We start from the raw sequence: 18,948 nt of genomic DNA, 5'->3' as shown, positions 1-18,948 counted from the left end.
TTCGTCACCTTTCTGGGGATACCGGAGCAGTCGCCCGGCTCCGGCGGCGCAAAGCCGTCCGGGCCGAGGAGACGATGTTGGGCAGCAGGACCGACACGATCAGCAGCACGCCGGTCACGATGTTGAGGGCTTCGTTCGACACGTCCTGCAGGCGCAGCGCGTTCTGCAGGGACGCCAACAGGACCACCCCGGCGAGCACGCCGGGCAGCGTGCCCTTGCCGCCGAAGATGGACACGCCGCCGAGGAGCACGGCGGCCACGACGGCCAGTTCGAGGCCGAAGCCGTTGTCGGCACGGGCACTGGAGTAGCGCAGTGTCCACAGCACCCCGGCGACCCCGGCGACCGCGCCGCTCACGACGTAGAGCCAGAACTTCAGCCGTCCGGTGCGGATCCCGGCGAACCGCGCGGCCTGCTCCCCGGCGCCGGCCGCGAAGACGCTGCGGCCGACCGGCGTCGCGTGCAGCACGACCCCGAAGACGAGCGCGACGACGACCAGCGGGACCAGGACGTTCGGGATCGGGCCGTCGCCGATCGTGCCGGTGACCCAGCTCGTGTAGGCCCGCGGGAAGTCGGCGACCGCGCCGTCGCCGAGCACGACGAACGCCAGGCCGCGGTACAGCGCGAGCGTGCCGATCGTGACGGCGAGAGCGGGCAGTTTCAGCACCGTGACGAAGAAGCCGTTGACGGCGCCGAGGACCGCACCCAGCACGACGCACAGCGGGATGATTGTCTCGATCGACAGGCCCGCGTCCCACAGCGACCCCATCACCGCGGACGTCAGCCCGAGCGTGCTCGCCACCGAGAGGTCGATCTCGCCGGTGACGATGATGAACGTCATCGGCAGCGCGATCAGCGCGATCGGCAGCAGGTCGAGCAGCAGGAAGGTGAAGTTGCGGCTGGTGCCGAAGTTGTCGACGGCGCCGGAGGCGATGATCAGCACGAGCACCGTCACCAGGACGACGGCGGCGTCCCAGCTGAGCAGCCGGCCGAGCCGGTTCCCGGGGTCAGACATGGGAATCCCTCTTCTTCAGTGCCTTGGCGACCCGGACGGCGACCAGCCGGTCGGCGCCGATGGCCAGCAGGATCAGCGCGCCGACGATCGCCTGCTGCCAGAACTGGTTGATGTCGAGCACGGCCAGGGCGCTGCCGATGACCGTCAGCAGCAGCGCGCCGAGGCCCGCGCCCCAGACCGAGCCGCTGCCGCCGAACACCGCGACCCCGCCGACCACGGCCGCGGCGACGACGTTCAGCTCGTAGCCGGTGCCGGCGGCCGCGTCCACGGTGCCGAAGCGGGCCGCGAACAGGACGCCGGCCAGACCGGCGAGCGCACCGCTGACGAGGAACGCCGCGCTGGTGTTGCGGCCGACCTTGATGCCCGCCAGCTTCGCCGCCTGCGGGCTGGAGCCCATCGCGTACAGCTCGCGGCCGGCGCGGTAGCTGCGCAGCACGATCCCGGCGATCACCAGCACGACCAGCGCGATCAGCACCAGCCACGGGACGCCGAGGAGCGACGCCGTGCCGAAGGCCAGGAAGGACGCCGGCAGCTTGTCGGCGTTGATCTGCTGGCCGCCGGCCCAGAAGAAGCTGACCCCGCGGTAGGCGTAGAGCGTGCCGAGCGTGACGACCAGCGCGGGCACCTGGCCGAACCGGACGAGCACGCCGTTGAGCAGCCCGCAGACCGCGCCGACGACCAGCCCGGCGAGCAGCGCGACGACCACCGGGAGACCGGGGTTGTCGCGCATCAGCGAGCCCACGGCGAACGCCGAAAGGCCGAGCACGGACCCGACCGACAGGTCGATGTTGCGGGTGATGATCACAACCGCCTGCCCGACGGCCAGCACCGCGAGGATCGCCGTGCCGAGCAGGATGTCGCGGATGCTCTGCCCGGACAGGAACCGGGAGTTCTGCGTCGCGGTGAACACGACGAGGACGATGAGCGCCAGCACGATGCCGGACTCGCGGGCCTTGAAGACGTTCGCGGTCCACGACCGTCGCGAGTGGACGGTCGCGGCCCCGGCGGGCGGGGCTTCCCTGGTCACGGTCATGCGGCGGCTCCCTGCCCCATCGCGGCGAACATGACGGTGTCTTCGGTGGCCTCGGCGCGCGGGAGCTCGGCGACGATCCGGCCCTCGCGCATCACCAGGACGCGGTCGGCCATGCCGAGCACCTCGGGCAGCTCCGAGGAGACCATGACGATCGCGACGCCTTCGGCCGCCAGCGCCGACATCAGCCGGTGCACCTCGGCCTTCGTGCCGACGTCGATGCCGCGGGTCGGCTCGTCCACGATCAGCACCTTCGGCGCCATCGCCAGCCACTTGGCCAGCACGACCTTCTGCTGGTTGCCGCCCGAGAGCGTGCCGACCGGGTCGGTGAGGCGGCGGTACTTGGTGCGCAGCCGTTCGGTCCAGTGCGCGGCTTCCTGCCGTTCGCTCCCGCCGCCCAGGAACCCGAGCTTCGCCAGCGCGCCGGAGCGCGGCAGCGTCACGTTCCGCTCGATCGAGAGGTCCATGATCAGCCCCTGCTGGCGCCGGTCTTCGGGGACGAGCGCCATGCCGGCGGACATCGCCGCGCGGGACGAGTGCGGCTTCAGCTTCTTCCCGCTGACCCGCACGACACCCGCGTCGCGCTCGTCGACCCCGAAGACGGCCTGGACGACCTCCGAGCGTCCCGACCCGACGAGACCGGCGAACGCGACGATCTCCCCGGCCCGCACCGAGAAGGAGATGTCGCGGAAGACGCCTTCCCGGGCCAGGCCTTCGACTTCGAGGACCACCGCGCCGGGTTCGACGTCCTGCTTGGGGAACAGCGCGTCCAGGTCGCGCCCGACCATGCGCTTGACCATCTCGTCGACCGTGACGTCGTCGAGCAGGTCCGTCGAGACGTGCTTGCCGTCGCGCATGATCGTCACGCGCTGGCAGAGCTCGGTGATCTCTTCGAACCGGTGCGAGATGAACATGATCGCCGCGCCTTCCTCGCGCAGCGTCCTCGCGACGGTGAAGAGCCGCTCGACCTCGACGCGGCTGAGCGCGGCGGTCGGCTCGTCCATCACCAGCACGCGGGCGTCGGCGCTGAGCGCCTTGGCGATCTCGACGATCTGCTGGTCGGCGATCGACAGCCCGCGTGCCGGGCGGGCCGGGTCGATCCGGACGCCGAGCCGGGTGAAGAGCCGGTCGGCCTCGGCGCGGATCGCCGTCCGGTCGATGCGGCCGAGGCTCTTGCGTGGGTGGCGGCCCATCACGATGTTCTCGGCGACCGAAAGGTCCGGGAACAGGGTGGGTTCCTGGTAGATGACCGCGATGCCGGCGGCCTTCGCGTCGGCCGGGGAGCCGAACTCGACCGGCCGCCCGGCCAGCAGCAGCGTGCCGTCGTCGGGCTTGTGCACCCCGGCGAGCATCTTCACGATCGTGGACTTGCCGGCGCCGTTTTCGCCGACGAGCGCGTGGGCCTCTCCGGCGTGCAGCCCGAAGCTCACCCCGGCAACGGCCGCGACCGCGCCGAACGACTTCGTCACGCCGCGCACCTCCAGCAGAGGGGCCCGGCCCGGGTCCTGCCGCGTCATCGCGACCTCCGGACTGAAAGGTTTCACAAACCTGGCGCGGTGACGCTACTATGCGGTTGAAGAGCAAGTCAATGCATCGGCCGAACAGTGGCCAAACGGCTTCGAAGGCTCGCCGTGCGTGGCGATGTTACGTTTCAACAGTGCTGGCCGAAGGGGGTCCCGATGACGGTCCAGGAGTCCGGCGCCGAGCCGAGAGCGGCGGGTATGAAGGACGTCGCCGCGGCCGCCGGGGTCTCCCTCGGCACGGTGTCCAACGTGCTCAACCGCCCGGACCGCGTCAGCCCGGCCACCCGCGCGAAGGTCGAGGCCGCGATGGCGGAGCTCCGGTTCGTGCGCAACGAGTCCGCGCGGCAGCTGCGCGCCGGGCGCAGCCGGGTGCTGGCCTACGTGATGCTCGACGGCAGCAACCCGTTCTTCACCGACGTCGCGGCCGGCATGGAGGACGCGGCCGACGAGGGTGACCTCTCGCTGTTCCTCTGCAACAGCGCGCACCAGCCGTCCCGCGAGGAGGCCTACCTCGACCGGCTCGAACAGCAGCGGGTGCAGGGCATCCTCATCACCCCGGTCGACCCGGACGCGCCACTGCTGCGCGAGATCGCCCGCCGCGGCACGCCGGTGGTGGTCGTCGACCGCACTCCCGAAGGCACTTCCCACTGCTCGGTCGCCGTCGACGACGTCTACGGCGGCGAGATCGCCGTGCGGCACCTGGTCGAACAGGGCCACGAGCGGATCGCGTTCATCGGCAACCACACGACGGTCGGCCAGGTCCGCGACCGGCGGCTCGGCGCGTTGCGCGCGCTCCGCGCGGCCGGGCTCGGTCCCGACCACCTCGTCGACCTCACGACGACGGCGCTGACGGTGGCCGACGGCCGGGGCGCCGGCGAGCGCCTGGCCGGGCTGCCCGCCTCGATCCGCCCGACCGCGGCGTTCTGCGCCAACGACCTGGTCGCCCTCGGCCTGCTCCAGACGTGCGCGAACCTGCGCATGCGCGTCCCGGAGGACCTGGCGATCGTGGGCTACGACGACATCGAGTTCGCCGCGGCGGCCGCGGTCCCCCTGACCTCGGTCCGCCAGCCCCGCCGCCGCCTCGGCCGCACGGCGGCGGAGCTGCTGCTGGCCGAAACCACCGAAACCGGGCACGAGCACCGGCAGGTCGTCTTCACGCCGGAGCTGGTGGTGCGCACCTCGACCCTCCGCTGAGCAACCCGCCGATCGGCTGTGACGTCTTACCGGCCACAAGCGATGCAAGGGTGGGACGAACGGGCGCTCGCCGGAGCACGGAGGTCGTTGATGGCCGACTCGGAACCGCGGCTGTCGCGGCGCGGGTTCCTCGCCGCGAGCGGGGCCGCGCTGCTCGGCGCGGCCGTGGTCGGCTCGACCGCCGCCGGGTCGGCCGGGCTCGCCGAGCCCGATCCGGATGCCGTGCGGCTAGGTGATTTCTGGCTGTTCGGGCGGTACGCCGACGGCTGCGCCGACCTCGGGTTCGACGAAACCGACCTCAGCCCGGTCCAGCTGCCGCACTGCGTGACGCCGCTTTCCTGGACCGGCTGGCAGCCGTCGTCGTGGCAGGACCGGTGGATCTACCGCAAGCACTTCACGGTGACCCCGGCGATGACGGCCGAGCGGGTCCGGGCCCGCTTCGAAGGGGTCATGACCACCGCGGCGGTGCACCTCAACGGCACGCTCGTCGCCACCCACGAGGGCGGCTACCTCCCGTTCGAGGTCGAGCTGCCGCAGGTGACGGCGGGGGACAACGTCCTCGCCGTGGTCGTCGACGGACGCTGGCAGCTCGACGTCCCGCCGAACCTGCCCAGCGCCGTGGGCCCGTCGGTCATCGACTTCTACCAGCCGGCCGGGATCTACCGCCCGGCCTCGATCGGAACCGTGCCCCGCACCCGCCTGTCCGACGTCTTCGCGCGCCCGGTCGACGCCCTCTCCCCCGCCCGTTCGCTCCACCTCAAGTGCGAGCTCGACACGACCGTCGCGCGCACCGAGCCCGTGCGGGTCACGGCGTCGGTGCGGCAGGCGGGCCGGGAGCTGGCCCAGGGCTGGGCCGACGTCGCGCCGATGCCGATCGGCGTCACCACCGTCGAGTTCGACGTCCACGGCCTCGACGCCGTCCGGCTGTGGGACGTCGACGACCCGGCGCTGTGCGACGTCGTGGTCGATGTCCGGTCCGGGCCGCGGTCGCTCGACCAGCGGGTCGTGCGGATCGGGTTCCGCGAGGCGAAGTTCACCCCGGACGGCTTCTTCCTCAACGGTCGGCGGCTCAAGCTGTTCGGGCTCAACCGCCATCAGTGGTACCCGTTCGCCGGCGGCGCGCTGCCGGACCGCGTCCAGCGCCGCGACGCCGAGATCCTGCGGCGCGAGCTGAACTGCACCATGGTCCGCTGCTCGCACTACCCGCAGTCGAGCGCGTTCCTCGACGCCTGCGACGAGCTGGGCCTGCTCGTCTGGGAGGAGATCCCCGGCTGGGGCCGGATCGGCGACGCCGCCTGGCAGCAGCAGAACTTCCGCGACGTCTCGGGCATGATCACCCGCGACCGCAACCACCCGAGCGTCATCGTCTGGGGCACCCGCGTGAACGAGGCCAACGGCACCACCGCGATGTACGGGCGGACCGGGCGGCTCGCGCGGCAGCTCGACCCGTCGCGGCCGACGAGCGGCGCGCTGGCCAGCAGCACGGGCGCGCGGTTCGCCGGCGCCGACGTCGAGGTCCTGGCCTACAACGACTACACCGCGCGCCGCGGGGCGCCGTTCCAGCTGCGCGCGCCGCGGCCGGGGGTGCCCTACCTGGTGACCGAGACGATCGGCACGATCGCCGGGTCCCGCTCCTACCGCCGGACCGACCCGGCGGCGACCCAGCACCAGCAGGCGGAGCTGCACGCCAAGGCCCACGACCTGGCCGCCGCCGACGACCGGTACTGCGGGCTGCTCGCGTGGTGCGCGTTCGACTACCCGTCGGGCTGGCAGCGGTCGGTCGGCGGGTCCAAGTTCGCCGGGGTGGCGGACTTCTTCCGGATCCCGAAGCCGGCGGCGGCGTTCTACGCGTCGCAGGGCGACCCGCGGGTCCGGGCGGTCGTCGAGCCCGGCTTCGCCTGGGACTTCACGGCCCAGCCGGGTGGTCCCGGGCCGGGCGCGACGATCTGGTCGAACTGCGACCGCCTGCTGCTGTTCCTGGACGACCGTCCGGTGGGCGCGGCCCGCAGCCGCCGCGCGGACTTCCCGCACCTGCGCTATCCGCCGTTCGCCGTCGACCTGGTGGTGCCGCGCGGTGGCCGTCCGCAGCTGCGCGTCGAGGGTTACGTCGGCGACCGGCTGGTCGTCTCGCGGCGCTTCAGCGGCGACCGGAGCCGGGACGTGCTCAGCTGCGTCGCGGACGACAAGGAGCTGCGCGCGGACGGCAGTGACGCCACACGCGTCGTGATCGCGGCGCTGGACCGGTTCGGCACCCTGCGGGCGGGGACGACCGGATCGGTGACGGTGAGCGTGAGCGGGCCGGGCGAGCTGGTCGGGGATCCGGTGCTGGACTTCGGCGCGACCGGCGGCGCGGCGGCCGTCTGGCTGCGGCCGGTGGCGGGGTCACCGGGGACGGTGACCGTCGTCGCCGAGCACACCACGCTGGGCGTCGCCACGGCGAAGGTGACCACCAGCGCGCCGGACGGTGCGAGATCGTGAGGTCAGCCCTCGCCGCCGAGCACCCCGGCGAGCACCGCCGCCTGGCTGATCGGGGGCGACCCGCTCGCCGTCAGCAACGTCACGGGCCCGTCGCCCGCCAGCTCCCGCAGCCGCTCCAGCGCCGCCACCCGGTCCGGTTCCCGCAGCTCGGCCCGGTAGCGCTCGGCGAACTCCGCGAACCGGTCCGGGTCGTGGCCGTACCAGGTGCGCAGGGCGTCGGACGGGGCCAAGGTCCGGTACCAGCCGTCGAGGACCACCGCCGTCCGGGCGGTGCCGCGCGGCCAGACCCGCTCGACGAGCACGCGGACGCCGTCGGCGGGCCCGGCCGGGTCGGCCAGGCGCGCCACCCGGACGAGCGTCGGCTGCATGCGCGCATTCTGCGATGCGCCCGCGCGCCGCGCCACCCGGAGAGGACACCCTCGTGCGCAACCGCGTGACGCCGGCCGGCGACGTCGTCGACATCCCGCTGCGGGGCGCGTGGACCGGCAACCGCGGGGTGCTGCACGAGGGCCACGAGATCGTCCGCTTCCACGCCGGCGACCTGTGGATCACCTGCGCGCTCGAGTTCCGCGGCCGGTGGCGCGAGCAGTGGCTGCCCAACCGCTACACGCACCTGTACTTCCACGACGAGGCCGTCTCGTTCGCCGCCGGGCACCGGCCCTGCGGCGAGTGCCGCCGTCCCGCGTACAACGCCTACCGCGACGCGTGGCCGGGCCGGCCGTCGGCCACCGCCATGAACCGGCGGCTGCACAGCGAGCGCCTGTACCCCGGCACCCACCGCCGCCGGCTGCACGAGGTGCGCTGGGCCGACCTGCCGGACGGCGCGTTCGTCCGGCGTGGCGAGCACCCGGAGCTCGTGATGGACGGGCACCTCACGGAGTGGACGACCGCGGGGTACGGCACCCGGCGGAAGCTGCCCGGCGCAGGAACTGCCCCCGTGCTGACCCCGCCCTCGACGCTGGCCGTCCTGCGGGCCGGCTACCCCGTCCAGATCGACCCGGCCGCGCGCTGAGCACGGCAAAGGGCCACCACGGCGACCGGGGGCGTGGTCGCCGAGGTGGCCCTACCCCCAGCCTGGGACATCTCGGGGTGGTGTCCTCCAGCACGCCGAGGATCGCGGACCGGGCTTGCAGTACGCTTGCACGCCGACGAGGGAGAGGTGACCGGGTGGAGTTCCGCGTCCTCGGCGCCGTCGAGGCGACGGCGGACGGCGCCCCGGTCGACCTCGGGTCCCGCAAGCAGCGGCTGGTGCTCGCCGTCCTGCTCCTCGAAGCCGGCCGCCCGGTGTCGCTCGAGCGGCTCGTCGACCTGCTCTGGCCCACGGCTCCCCCGGCGAGCGCGCGCAACACCGTCCAGGCGCTGGTCTCCCGGCTGCGCGCGGTGTTCCGGGCCGCGGACGGCCCCGAACTGGCCACCGAAGGCCCCGGGTACGTCCTGCGCGCCGACCCCGGCGACGTCGACGCCCACCGGTTCACCGCCATCGTCCAGCGGGCCCGCACGGCCGGCGACGAGACGGCCGTCGCGCTGCTCGACGAGGCGCTCGCGCTCTGGCGGGGTGACGCGCTGGCCGGCGCCGCGTCACCCGACGTCGCCGACCGGTTGCTGGCCGGGCTGCGCGAAGCCCGGTGGAGCGCGCTGGAAGACCGGATCGACGCGCAGCTGCGGCTCGGCCGGGGCCGTGCGGTGCTCGCCGAGCTGACCACGCTGGTCGCCGCGCACCCGCTGCGGCAGCGCCCGGTCGGGCAGCTGATGCTCGCCCTGCACCGCGAAGGCCGCACCGACGCCGCCCTCGCCGCCTACCGCGAGCTGCGCGGCCGGCTCGCCGAAGAGCTCGGCCTCGACCCGGCGCCGGAGCTGAGCCGACTCGAAGCCGCGATCCTCGCCGCCGACCCGGCCCTAGATGGCGCCCCGGAGCCGGTGCGGCCCGCCCAGCTCCCGCACGACGTCGGCGGCTTCACCGGCCGCGCCGCCGAACTGGCGCGGCTCGACGAGCAGGCCGGCGCCGGCCCGGACATCCGGGTGCTGACCGGCACCGCCGGGGTCGGCAAGACCGCCCTCGCCGTGCGGTGGGCGCACCGCGTCCGCGACCGCTTCCCCGACGGCCAGCTCTACCTCGACCTGCGCGGGTTCGACGCCGACCACGAGCCGCTGACCCCCGCCGTCGCCGCCGCGCAGCTGCTGCGGGCGCTGGGCGCCGACCCGCGCGCGATCCCGCCGGACCCGGAGGGGCGGACGGCGCTGTGGCGCTCGCTCCTGGCCGACCGGAAGGTCCTGGTGCTGCTCGACAACGCCCGGGACAGCGCCCAGGTGACGCCGCTGCTGCCGCCGTCGGGCACCGTGCTGGTCACCAGCCGCCAGCGGCTCGGCGACCTCATCGCCCGCACCGGGGCCCGCGCGGTGGCGCTGGCCGTGCTGCCCGCCGAGGACTCCCGGCAGCTGCTGGAGACCGTGCTCGGGCCGGCCGCGGTGGCCGCCGAGCCGGCCGCGGCGGCCGAGCTCGCCCGGCTGTGCGGGCACCTCCCGCTCGCGCTGCGGCTGGCCGCAGCGAACCTCGGCGCGGGCGAGGTGTCCGGCATCGCGGAGCTGGCCCGTGAGCTCGCCGGCGGCGACCCGTTGGCCGGGCTCAGCGTCGACGGCGCCGAGGAAAGCGCGGTGACCACGGCGTTCTCGGTGTCGTACCGGGCGCTGCCCGTCGAGCACCGCCTGCTGTTCCGGCGGCTCGCGCTGGTGCCGGGCCAGACGTTCACCCCGCCGGTGGCCGCGGAGCTCGCCGACGTCACCGAGGTCCGGGCCGGGCAGCAGCTCAAGGCCCTGTCCGCGGCCAACCTCGTCGAACGGCACCTGCCCGGGCGCTACCGCTTCCACGACCTGCTGCGCAGCTACGCGGCCGGGCGCGTCGAGGCGGACGACCCGGCCGAGGACCGCGACGCGGCGTTGCGCAGGCTGTTCGACCACTACCTCACGACGGCGGACGCGGCCGGGCGCCGGTTGATCCCGCACTTCCTGCGGCTCCCGCGGCCCGAGGCGCCGAACCCGTTCGAGGGCACCGAGGACGCGCTCGCCTGGCTCGACACCGAGTGGCCGAACCTCGCCGCCGCGGTCGAGCACGCGGCGGCGCACGGCCCGCGCGAGCACGCCTGGCACCTGGCCGACGCGCTCCGGGCGTTCTTCCACCACCGCGGCCACCACACGGAGTGGATCGAGACGGCGACCACCGCGCTCACCGCCGCGCAGGCCGCCGGGGCGCGGCAGGCGCAGGCCGCGATGCGGCTGTCGATCGCGCTCGCCGGGGTCAACAGCGGCCGCTACGCCGAGGCTCGCACGCACCTGACGACGGTCCTGGACGACGGGCTGGCGGCGGACTGGCCGGCCGGGCGCGCGGCGGTGCTCAACAACCTGAGCGCGGTCCACCAGCGGCTCGGCGACCCGCACGAGGCGATCGTGTGCGGCGCGGAGTCGTTGCGGCTGTGCGAAGAGCTCGCCATCCCGGGGGTCACGATGGCGCTGGCCAACCTCGGGTTCGCGTGCAACCAGGTCGGCGACCACGACGAGGCGCTACGCCACTTCGGCCGCGCGCTGGAGATCGCCGAACACGACGGCGCGACGTTCAGCGTGGCCGTGCTGCTGGTCGACCTCGGGCACGTCCACCGTGATTTGGGCAGTCCCGTCGCCGCCGAGTTCTACGAGCGCGCGCTGACGGCCAACCGGGAGCTGGGTTATCAGTACGGCGAAGCGGCGGCGCTGTCCGGCCGCGCGGTCCTGGAGGCCCGCGCCGGCGACGGCACGCGCGCCCTCGCCGACGCGGCGGAAGCGGTGGAGCTGACCCGCCGCATCGGCGACCGCGGCACGGAGGCCTCGGCCCGCACGGCGTTCGGCGAGGTCTGCCTCCACTTGGGCACCCCGGCGACCGAGCACCTCACGACGGCGCTCGACATCGCCCGGGAGACCAGCTTCACCTGGTGCGAGGCGGCGGCGTTGACGGGGTTGGCGGAGGCCGCGCTGGCGGAAGGGGACGCCGACCTGGCCCGGACGCACGGCGAGGCGGCGGCGAAGCTGGCTGCCCAGGCCGGGTACCGGCCGCTGGAAGCCCGGGCTGCGGCCCTGCTGGCGAAGCTCAGCGGCTGACCCGGTCCCGGAGCGCCCCGAGCACGTCAGCCGGAAACCCCAGCCGCCGCGCCGCCGGCGAAACTCACCGACTGACCCCGCTCCCCGAGCGCGCCAGGCGGAAGCCGAGGTCCTCCACCCGGAACGTCGGATGGCTCTTGCGCCGGCACGACGCCCGGCAGCCGCGTGGCGGGTCGAACCAGCCGCCGCCGCGGAACACCCGGTACGGGCCGTACACCGCCGGGTCGTAGCGGTCCCAGCACCATTCCCAGACGTTGCCGATCATGTCGTGCAAGCCCCAGGCGTTCGGCTCCTTCTCCCCCACCGCGTGCAGCTCACCGCCCGAGTTGCCGCGGTGCCAGGCGATCGCGTCCAGCTCGCCGTAGCGCACCCCGGCCGTCCCGGCGCGGCACGCGTGCTCCCACTCGGCCTCCGACGGCAGCCGGTAGCCGTCCGCCGTCCAGTCGCACTCGACGTCGAGACCGTCCGGGTCGGACCCGAGCCGGTAGCACGGCGTCAGACCCGCCTCGGCCGAGAACCGGTTGCAGAGCTCGACCGCGCCGAGCCAGGACGTCTCCGTCACCGGCATCCGCGTGCCGGGCACCAGCACCGGGAACGCGGCCAGGCGGAACGCGGCGACCGCGACCGGCCACTCGGTCCGCGTCCCCTCGTCGCGCAGGACGATCTCCCCCGCGGGCACCTCGACCCAGCTCGTCACGATCACCGAACCTAGCCGACGGCCCGCGCCCACGCTTGCGAGTTCCGGCGCCCCGGCCGAGACTGCGGGCATGGATCAGCCGCTCGTCGACCGCGCCCGGCAGCACGCGCTGGGTGACCTCCTCCGCCGCACCGCGTTGCGGCTGCCGGACAAGCTCGCCGTTGTCGACGGCGGCGAAAACCTCACCTTCGCGGAGTTCGAAGCCGCCGCCAACCGCTGTGCCCACGCGCTCGCCGCCCGCGGCCTGCGCAAGGGCGACCGGCTGGCGCTGCTGAGCCACAACTGCCGCCAGTTCGGCGTGCTCGCCTTCGCCACCGCGAAGCTCGGGGTGCTGCTCGTGCCGGTCAACTTCATGCTCGGCCCCGACGAGATCGCCTACATCCTCCGGCACGCCGAGGTCAAGGCGTTCGTCGCCGAGGACGCGCTCGAACCGACCGCCGCCACGGCGCTCGATCTGGCCGGCCTCGGCGACGTCGTCCGCGGCCGCATCACCAGGAGCGGCGGCGGCACGTGGGAAGACGTCGAAACCTGGCTGTCCGAAGGGGACACGACCGCGCCGGACGTCTTCGTCGCCGACGACGACCCGCTGCGGATCATGTACACCTCCGGCACCGAGTCGCGGCCGAAGGGCGTGCTGCTGTCGAGCCGGTCGCTGATCGCGCAGTACGTCTCGTGTGTGATCGACGGCGGCATGAGCGCCGACGACGTCGAGGTCCACTCGCTGCCGCTGTACCACTGCGCGCAGCTCGACTGCTTCTTCTCCGTCGACGTCTACCTCGGCGCGACCAGCGTGATCCTGCCCGGCCCGGACCCGGCCGCCGTGCTCGCCGCCGTCGAGCGGGAGCGGGCGACGAAGCTGTTCGCCCCGCCGACGGTGTGGATCTCCTTGCTGCGCCACGAAAACTTCGACCGCACCGACCTGTCCAGTCTGCGAAAGGGTTACTACGGCGCGTCCGCGATGCCGGTCGAGGTGCTGCGCGAGCTGCGCCGCCGCCTGCCCGACGTCGAGCTGTGGAACTTCTACGGCCAGACGGAGATGGCGCCGCTGGCGACGATCCTGCGCCCGCACGAACAGCTCGAGCGCGCCGGTTCGGCCGGGCGGGCGTCACTCAACGTCGAGACCCGGATCGTCGACGAGCTGGACCGGCCGGTCGCGCCGGGCGTGGTCGGCGAGATCGTCCATCGCAGCCCGCACGCCACCCTGGGCTACTACCGCGACGAGGACAAGACCGCCGCCGCGTTCCGCGCCGGCTGGTTCCACTCCGGCGACCTCGGCGTGCTCGACGAGGCCGGCTACCTGTCCGTCGTGGACCGCAAGAAGGACATGATCAAGACCGGCGGGGAGAACGTCGCCAGCCGTGAGGTCGAAGAAGCGCTCTACCTGCTGGACGGTGTCGCGGAAGTCGCCGTGTTCGGCATCGGCCATCCACACTGGATCGAAGCGGTGACCGCGGTCGTCGTCCCGCGTGACGGCGTTGTTCTCACCGAAACGCAAGTGGTCGACCACGCCAAGTCACACCTCGCCGGTTACAAATGTCCCAAGTACGTGGTGTTCGCGGATCGTCTTCCCAAGAATCCGAGCGGGAAGATCGTCAAGCGCGAATTGCGGGAACGACACAAAGGACTCGCGGCCGAGCGCTGAGCCACCGAAAACTCCTTGCGCGCCAGGGAAGACCGCGGATACCGTCGGCTCCCCACCACCATTTTCCGAGGAACGCGGGACGTCCGTCCCACCAGGGCCGACCGGCCCGGAAACGAGTTGCCGAGAAGCCATGGCGCGCGGCGTCCGTCGGGTCTAGTAATGAGGCCGTTCCTCGTTCCCGAACCCCGGAAGGATCCACCCGTGTCCGTTTTCGTCGCCGTCCTGCTCGCCTTGGGCGCCGGGCTGTTCGTCGGCAGCCGTGTCCACAGCGCCCGCGAAGCCCGCTCCAACTACTCCGCCTACCGGGCCCGCACCGCCAAGGGGTTCGGGGAGATGATCCGGTCCGCCGTCTCCGCGCTCGTCGCCGTCGCCGGGGCCCTCGTCCTGCTCTTCATCCTGCTGAACGTGCTCCAGCAGGCCTGACGCGGAACCCGACTCATGGCGGGTTGTTGCCGCCCCGGCGGCAGCGCACGCTTTCCCCTGGCCCCGACGGACGGGGCCGGGAAAGGACGCCCCCCATGAGATCGAGGGTGCTTTCTGCTGCGCTCGGTGTGGCCGCGGGCCTGCTGGGCACGGTTGTCGTCGCCGCGCCGGCCCACGCCGCCGCGGCCTGCGGTGACCAGGTCGTCGGCAACGGCGGGTTCGAGAGCGGCACCACGCCGTGGACCCAGACCGCCGGCGTGATCTCCGCCGCCACCGCGGCGGAACCCGCGCACGGCGGGACGATGGACGCCTGGCTGGACGGCACCGGCCGCACGCACACCGACACCCTGTCCCAGCCGCTGACGCTGCCCGCCGGCTGCGCCTCGGCGACGCTGTCCTGGTGGTCGCACATCGACACCCAGGAGACGACGACCGGCACCGCCTACGACAAGCTCGTGGTGCAGGCGGGCACCGACACCCTCGCGAGCTACTCGAACCTCGACAAGAACACCGGGTACGTCCAGCGCACCGTCGACGTGTCGCGCTACCTCGGCCAGACCGTGACGCTGAAGATCACCGGCACCGAGGACTCGAGCCTGGCGACCAACTTCCTCCTCGACGACTTCTCCCTGACCACGACCGGGACGAGCAACCCGCAGTCGCCGGTCGTCACCTCGCCGGGCGCCCAGTCGAGCGCCGTCGGTCAGGCCGTGTCGCTGCAGGTCCAGGCCACCGACCCGCAGAACGACGCGCTCACCTACAGCGCGACCGGCCTGCCCGCCGGGCTGGCGATCGGCGCGAGCACGGGCAAGATCACCGGCACGCCGACCACCGCCGGGAGCTCCTCGGTGACCGTGACGGCGAAGGACCCGGCCGGCAACAGCGGCAGCGCCACCTTCGCCTGGACGATCACCGCGGCGCCCGCCGACTCGACACGCACCCCGATCAACCCCGCGTACACCGTCAACCTGACCTCGAACACCGCGGGCACGACGTGGACCGGGCACCAGTCCGTCAGCTTCACCAACGGGGCCGCGAGCGCGCTGCCCGAGGTCTACCTGCGGCTGTGGGACAACTACCACGGCAGCTGCCCGTCGACGCCGATCACGGTCACCAACGTCACCGGCGGCACCGCGTCCGCGCTGAGCGTGAACTGCACGGCCATGAAGATCACGCTCCCGAGCCCGCTGGCGCAGGGCCAGTCGGCGACCATCGGGTTCGACCTGAGCATCGTCGTGCCCAGCGGCGCGGACCGGTTCGGCCACGACGGCGCGTACAACATGATCGGCAACGCGCTGCCGGTGCTCGCCGTCCGCGACGGCGCGGGCTGGCACCTCGACCCCTACACCAACAACGGCGAGTCGTTCTACACCGTGATCAGCGACTTCGACGTCACGCTGGTGCACCCGACGTCGCTGCTGACCCCGGCCACCGGCACGTCGACCGAGACGACCAGCGGCAGCACGACCACCACCCACGCGACCGCGGCGAAGGTGCGTGACTTCGCCTGGGCCGCCGGGCCGTTCGCAAAGATCACCACGACGTCCGGCAAGGGCGTGCGGGTGAACGTCTACTCGGTCAGCGGGATCTCCACCAGCAGCGCCAACCAGATGCTGAGCCTGGCCGCCGACTCGATCGACGTCCACTCGGGCCGCTTCGGCGACTACCCGTACGGCGAGGTGGACGTGGTGCTGGACAACAACTTCTGGTTCGGCGGCATGGAGTACCCGGGCTTCGTGCTCGACCTCGTGTCCACCACCGCGCTGCCGCACGAGCTGGCGCACCAGTGGTTCTACGGGATCGTCGGCGACGACGAGTACAACTCGCCGTGGCTGGACGAGAGCTTCACCGACTACGCCACCGACCTCTACCGCGGGGTCACCGGCAGCGGCTGCGGCATCACCTGGCAGTCGAGCGCGGAGAAGCTGACCAACTCGATGGCGTACTGGGACGCGCATTCGTCCCGGTACTCGACGGTGGTCTACAACTACGGCAAGTGCACGCTGCACGACCTGCGGCGGCTGCTCGGCGACACGGCGATGGCGAACCTGCTGAAGTCGTACGCGCAGTCGCACTGGTACGGCGTCTCGACGACGGCCGAGTTCAAGGCCGCGGCGCAGGCGGCGGCCGGGTCGACCGACCTGACGTCGTTCTGGGCCACCCACCGCGTCGAGGGATAATCGGTTGGTTCCCCGTCCGTGCGTCCGGCACTGTGGGCGCATGGACGGGGAACGGCTCTTCTGCGACACGGCGCTGGCGGCGCGGATCGACCGGGCCGAGGCGCGGCTCACGGCCGAAAGCAGCGACGCCGCGCGGGTGCGGCGCGGGGACTCCCTGGGGTTCGCGCGGCCGTTCGCCGGCGGGGTCGCCAGCTTCGCCGAGGCGGACTCGCCGTTCAACAAGGTCATCGGGCTCGGCTTCGACGGACCGCCGTCGGAGACCGAACTGGCCGGGATCGAAGCCTCGTTCGCCGAGCTGAACGCGCCGGTGCAGGTCGAGCTGAGCCCGCTGGCCGCCGCCGGGACCGGCGCGTTCTTCACCGAGCGCGGCTACCGGCTGGAGTCGTTCGAGAACGTGCTCGGGCGGCGGCTCGGCGACACCGGCGAGCCCGGCGACGTCCGGCTGATCCGCGACGACGAGCTGGAGGCGTGGCTGGTGATGGTCGCCGACGCCACCGCGGTCGCCGACACCGAAGGGCTGCCCGCGCACGAGGACTTCCCGCGGGAGACGCTGATCCGGGCCCTGCGCGACATGTCCGGGGTGCGGCGCTACGTCGCGGAGCGGGACGGCGAGTTCGCCGGAGGCGCGAGTTTCCGCGTCACCGACGGGATCGCCCAGTTCACCGGCGCGGCCACCGCGCCCGCGCACCGCCGTCGCGGGGTGCAGAGCGCGCTGCTGCGGGCCCGGCTCACCGCGGCCACGGCGGCCGGGTGCGACATCGCCGTCGTCACGACCCAGCCGGGGTCCAAGTCGCAGCAGAACGTCCAGCGGCAGGGGTTCGACCTGCTCTACGCGCGGGCGATCCTGGTGAAGGGCACCGCGGCGACCAGCTCTTCCGGGGCCGAGAGCCGCCAGGCCTCGTAGATCAGCTCGGCGACCTCGTCCGGCTCGACGCCGTCGAGGTAGACCACGACCCAGCCGAAGCCGCCCGCGGTGAACTGCACCTCGAAGACGTCGGGGCGTTCGGAGACCAGGGCGAGCTGTTCGGAGATCGTCTGCTTGAGGCCGAGGGTCCGCGTCCGCGGCCAGTAGTACCCGAACCGCTTGCCGCGCACGCTGAACGACGAGTAGTCGCGCGCCTCGGACCGGTCGACGTCCGCCAGCGCGCCGAGCACCCGTTCGAAGTCCTGCACCGGTTCACGGTAGCGCGCCGGTACCGTGCGGGTCATGGGTGAGGTGACCGAGACCGTGCTGGCCGACGGCCGGGCCGTCGTGGTCAAGCGCGGCACCGGACCACGGGCGACGGCGGCCGAGGCGGCGGGCCTGCGCTGGCTGGCCGAGGCGGGGACCGTGCCGGTGCCCCAGGTGCACAGCGAGGACGACGACCGGCTCGTCCTCGACCGGATCCCGGCCGGTCGTCCGGACGCGGCGGCCGCGGACCGGTTCGGGTGCGGGCTGGCGCGCCTGCACGCGGCCGGCGCGTCGGCGTTCGGCGCCGCTCCCCCGGGCGGCCCGGCCGACGCGTGGATCGGCCTGGCGCCGATGGCGAACGTCCCGGGTGAGGACTGGCCTTCGTGGTACGCCACGCATCGGGTGCTGCCGTACGTGCGTCTGGCCGTCGACGAGGGGACGCTCGAAGCCGCGCCGTTCGAGCGCGCCTGCGAGCGGATCAAGGCCGTCGCGGGCCCGCCCGAGCCGCCCGCCCGGCTGCACGGCGACCTGTGGAACGGCAACGTCCTGTGGGACGGCACCGAGGCGTGGCTCATCGACCCGGCGGCCCACGGCGGGCACCGCGAGACGGACCTGGCGATGCTGCGCCTGTTCGGCTGCCCGCACCTGGACCGGATCGTGGCGGCGTACGACGAGACCGCACCGCTCGCCGAGGGCTGGCGGGACCGGATCGGCCTGCACCAGCTGTTCCCACTGCTGGTGCATACCGTCCTGTTCGGACAGTCCTATGCCGGTCAGGCGCTGGCCGCGGCGCGGTCGCTGGGTTAGCAGTGCCCCAGCATGGTCTCCAGCGCCGTCTTCTCCGGGACCGTGATCGTCAGCCCGTAGTTGCGCTTCACGTCGATCCAGTCGACCGCATAGGTGCACCAGTACGACACCAGCGGCGGCTTCCACTGGTCCGGGGCCTTGTCGCTCTTCTGCTCGTTGAGGTTGTCCGTCACCGCGTGCAGCTGCGGGCGGACCAGGTCGTTCGCGAACTGCTCACGACGTTCCTGCGGCCACGACTTGGCGCCACTGACCCAGGCCTGCCCGAGCGGCACCATGTGGTCGATGTCCACATCGGACGCCTTCTGCCAGGTCTCGCCGTCGTACGGGCTCACCCAGGTGCCGGACTTCGGCGCGCAGTCGGCGTTCGTGGTCACGTTCTTGCCGTCGCGCTTGAGCACCTGTTCGCGCGTGTCGCAGGCGCCCTCGACCTTGTCCCAGTGCGGGAACTTCTCGCGGCTGTAGCCGTCCATCGTGCCGCGGACGGCGACCTGGAGCGCGGCCAGCTCGGTCTTCGCCTGGGCCGGGGAGATCGGCGGGGCGGCGGCCGTCCCGGTGGGCTGCGCGCCGGACCCGGCGGCCAGGTCGTCGGTGAGCTTGCAGCCGGCCAGGGTGGCCCCGGTGAGCACGGCCAGCAGGACGACGGACAGCGCGCGCGGCATGGTGAAC

Annotated in this window: 16 protein-coding genes; 9 read left to right on the top strand and 7 right to left on the bottom strand. The window is 73.1% G+C overall.

Going from position 1 to position 18,948, the window contains the following annotated elements; translation table 11 throughout:
- Positions 1-4 precede the first annotated feature (4 nt).
- Genes ACZ63J_RS05395 through ACZ63J_RS05385 form a run of 3 tightly spaced genes read right to left on the bottom strand, consistent with a single transcriptional unit; the run spans position 5 to position 3,559 of the window.
- Complete coding sequence (locus ACZ63J_RS05395; RefSeq protein ID WP_465439323.1) at positions 5-1,012, bottom strand: ABC transporter permease; 1,008 nt, start codon at positions 1,010-1,012, stop codon at positions 5-7.
- A complete protein-coding gene (locus ACZ63J_RS05390; protein WP_465439321.1) occupies positions 1,005-2,045 on the bottom strand; it encodes an ABC transporter permease in 1,041 nt (346 codons plus the stop codon). Before ACZ63J_RS05390 ends, ACZ63J_RS05395 begins: the two co-directional genes overlap by 8 nt.
- Positions 2,042-3,559, bottom strand: coding sequence for a sugar ABC transporter ATP-binding protein (locus tag ACZ63J_RS05385; protein WP_465340516.1), 1,518 nt, complete (start codon positions 3,557-3,559; stop codon positions 2,042-2,044). Before ACZ63J_RS05385 ends, ACZ63J_RS05390 begins: the two co-directional genes overlap by 4 nt.
- A gap of 162 nt (positions 3,560-3,721) precedes the next feature.
- Between ACZ63J_RS05385 and ACZ63J_RS05380 the strand changes: the two genes are divergently transcribed.
- Complete coding sequence (locus ACZ63J_RS05380; protein ID WP_465408444.1) at positions 3,722-4,759, top strand: LacI family DNA-binding transcriptional regulator; 1,038 nt, start codon at positions 3,722-3,724, stop codon at positions 4,757-4,759.
- A 90-nt stretch (positions 4,760-4,849) separates the two neighbouring features.
- On the top strand, positions 4,850-7,237 hold the full coding sequence (locus ACZ63J_RS05375) for a glycoside hydrolase family 2 protein (protein ID WP_465439319.1): 2,388 nt from the start codon (positions 4,850-4,852) through the stop codon (positions 7,235-7,237).
- 2 nt (positions 7,238-7,239) lie between these two features.
- On the opposite strand, the gene ACZ63J_RS05370 is transcribed toward ACZ63J_RS05375, so the two are convergent.
- Positions 7,240-7,605 carry a DUF488 domain-containing protein gene (locus tag ACZ63J_RS05370; protein ID WP_465304605.1) on the bottom strand — a complete coding sequence of 122 codons (366 nt, stop codon included), beginning with the start codon at positions 7,603-7,605 and terminating at the stop codon, positions 7,240-7,242.
- Between the two features lie 53 nt (positions 7,606-7,658).
- Here ACZ63J_RS05370 and ACZ63J_RS05365 point away from each other — a divergent pair, with 53 nt between their 5' ends.
- Together ACZ63J_RS05365 and ACZ63J_RS05360 are read left to right on the top strand one after the other, a co-directional pair.
- Entirely contained in the window at positions 7,659-8,249 is a 591-nt protein-coding gene (locus ACZ63J_RS05365; protein ID WP_465408440.1) for a hypothetical protein, read from the top strand.
- A gap of 155 nt (positions 8,250-8,404) precedes the next feature.
- Entirely contained in the window at positions 8,405-11,362 is a 2,958-nt protein-coding gene (locus tag ACZ63J_RS05360; RefSeq protein WP_465408438.1) for an AfsR/SARP family transcriptional regulator, read from the top strand.
- Positions 11,363-11,426: 64 nt separating this feature from the next.
- On the opposite strand, the gene ACZ63J_RS05355 is transcribed toward ACZ63J_RS05360, so the two are convergent.
- Positions 11,427-12,062 carry a formylglycine-generating enzyme family protein gene (locus ACZ63J_RS05355; protein ID WP_465408485.1) on the bottom strand — a complete coding sequence of 212 codons (636 nt, stop codon included), beginning with the start codon at positions 12,060-12,062 and terminating at the stop codon, positions 11,427-11,429.
- A 67-nt stretch (positions 12,063-12,129) separates the two neighbouring features.
- Between ACZ63J_RS05355 and ACZ63J_RS05350 the strand changes: the two genes are divergently transcribed.
- The 4 genes from ACZ63J_RS05350 (at position 12,130) to ACZ63J_RS05335 (ending at position 17,208) form a co-directional block, all read left to right on the top strand.
- Positions 12,130-13,701 (top strand): acyl-CoA synthetase, encoded by a 1,572-nt coding sequence (locus ACZ63J_RS05350; protein ID WP_465408436.1) that lies wholly within the window; start codon positions 12,130-12,132, stop codon positions 13,699-13,701.
- A gap of 201 nt (positions 13,702-13,902) precedes the next feature.
- Complete coding sequence (locus ACZ63J_RS05345) at positions 13,903-14,124, top strand: hypothetical protein (RefSeq protein ID WP_465408434.1); 222 nt, start codon at positions 13,903-13,905, stop codon at positions 14,122-14,124.
- Positions 14,125-14,231: 107 nt separating this feature from the next.
- A complete protein-coding gene (locus ACZ63J_RS05340; protein ID WP_465408483.1) occupies positions 14,232-16,304 on the top strand; it encodes a putative Ig domain-containing protein in 2,073 nt (690 codons plus the stop codon).
- A gap of 40 nt (positions 16,305-16,344) precedes the next feature.
- The gene (locus ACZ63J_RS05335) at positions 16,345-17,208 is read left to right on the top strand and encodes a GNAT family N-acetyltransferase (protein ID WP_465408432.1); all 864 of its coding nucleotides are present in this window, start codon (positions 16,345-16,347) and stop codon (positions 17,206-17,208) included.
- Here ACZ63J_RS05335 and ACZ63J_RS05330 read toward each other — a convergent pair.
- Positions 17,133-17,513 carry an MmcQ/YjbR family DNA-binding protein gene (locus ACZ63J_RS05330; RefSeq protein WP_465304591.1) on the bottom strand — a complete coding sequence of 127 codons (381 nt, stop codon included), beginning with the start codon at positions 17,511-17,513 and terminating at the stop codon, positions 17,133-17,135. The genes ACZ63J_RS05335 and ACZ63J_RS05330 overlap by 76 nt on opposite strands.
- Between ACZ63J_RS05330 and ACZ63J_RS05325 the strand changes: the two genes are divergently transcribed.
- The gene (locus ACZ63J_RS05325) at positions 17,512-18,282 is read left to right on the top strand and encodes a fructosamine kinase family protein (RefSeq protein ID WP_465408430.1); all 771 of its coding nucleotides are present in this window, start codon (positions 17,512-17,514) and stop codon (positions 18,280-18,282) included. The two genes, ACZ63J_RS05330 and ACZ63J_RS05325, sit on opposite strands and share 2 nt — an antisense overlap.
- Here the strand turns inward: ACZ63J_RS05325 and ACZ63J_RS05320 are convergent.
- On the bottom strand, positions 18,279-18,941 hold the full coding sequence (locus ACZ63J_RS05320) for a GmrSD restriction endonuclease domain-containing protein (RefSeq protein WP_465408428.1): 663 nt from the start codon (positions 18,939-18,941) through the stop codon (positions 18,279-18,281). The two genes, ACZ63J_RS05325 and ACZ63J_RS05320, sit on opposite strands and share 4 nt — an antisense overlap.
- Positions 18,942-18,948: the final 7 nt, after the last annotated feature.

It is taken from the genome of Amycolatopsis sp. NPDC104863, from assembly GCF_055582965.1.
The sequence above is the reverse complement of the archived record's forward strand: the minus strand, read 5'-3'. Positions and strand labels throughout refer to the sequence as shown.

Bases quoted from the DNA above. Each gene is read 5' to 3' on its own strand.
- ACZ63J_RS05395 (WP_465439323.1), bottom strand. From the start codon at position 1,012: ATGTCTGACCCCGGGAACCGGCTCGGCCGGCTGCTCAGCTGGGACGCC.
- ACZ63J_RS05390 (WP_465439321.1), bottom strand. From the start codon at position 2,045: ATGACCGTGACCAGGGAAGCCCCGCCCGCCGGGGCCGCGACCGTCCAC.
- ACZ63J_RS05385 (WP_465340516.1), bottom strand. From the start codon at position 3,559: ATGACGCGGCAGGACCCGGGCCGGGCCCCTCTGCTGGAGGTGCGCGGC.
- ACZ63J_RS05380 (WP_465408444.1), top strand. From the start codon at position 3,722: ATGACGGTCCAGGAGTCCGGCGCCGAGCCGAGAGCGGCGGGTATGAAG.
- ACZ63J_RS05375 (WP_465439319.1), top strand. From the start codon at position 4,850: ATGGCCGACTCGGAACCGCGGCTGTCGCGGCGCGGGTTCCTCGCCGCG.
- ACZ63J_RS05370 (WP_465304605.1), bottom strand. From the start codon at position 7,605: ATGCAGCCGACGCTCGTCCGGGTGGCGCGCCTGGCCGACCCGGCCGGG.
- ACZ63J_RS05350 (WP_465408436.1), top strand. From the start codon at position 12,130: ATGGATCAGCCGCTCGTCGACCGCGCCCGGCAGCACGCGCTGGGTGAC.
- ACZ63J_RS05335 (WP_465408432.1), top strand. From the start codon at position 16,345: ATGGACGGGGAACGGCTCTTCTGCGACACGGCGCTGGCGGCGCGGATC.
- ACZ63J_RS05325 (WP_465408430.1), top strand. From the start codon at position 17,512: ATGGGTGAGGTGACCGAGACCGTGCTGGCCGACGGCCGGGCCGTCGTG.
- ACZ63J_RS05330 (WP_465304591.1), bottom strand. From the start codon at position 17,513: ATGACCCGCACGGTACCGGCGCGCTACCGTGAACCGGTGCAGGACTTC.
- ACZ63J_RS05320 (WP_465408428.1), bottom strand. From the start codon at position 18,941: ATGCCGCGCGCGCTGTCCGTCGTCCTGCTGGCCGTGCTCACCGGGGCC.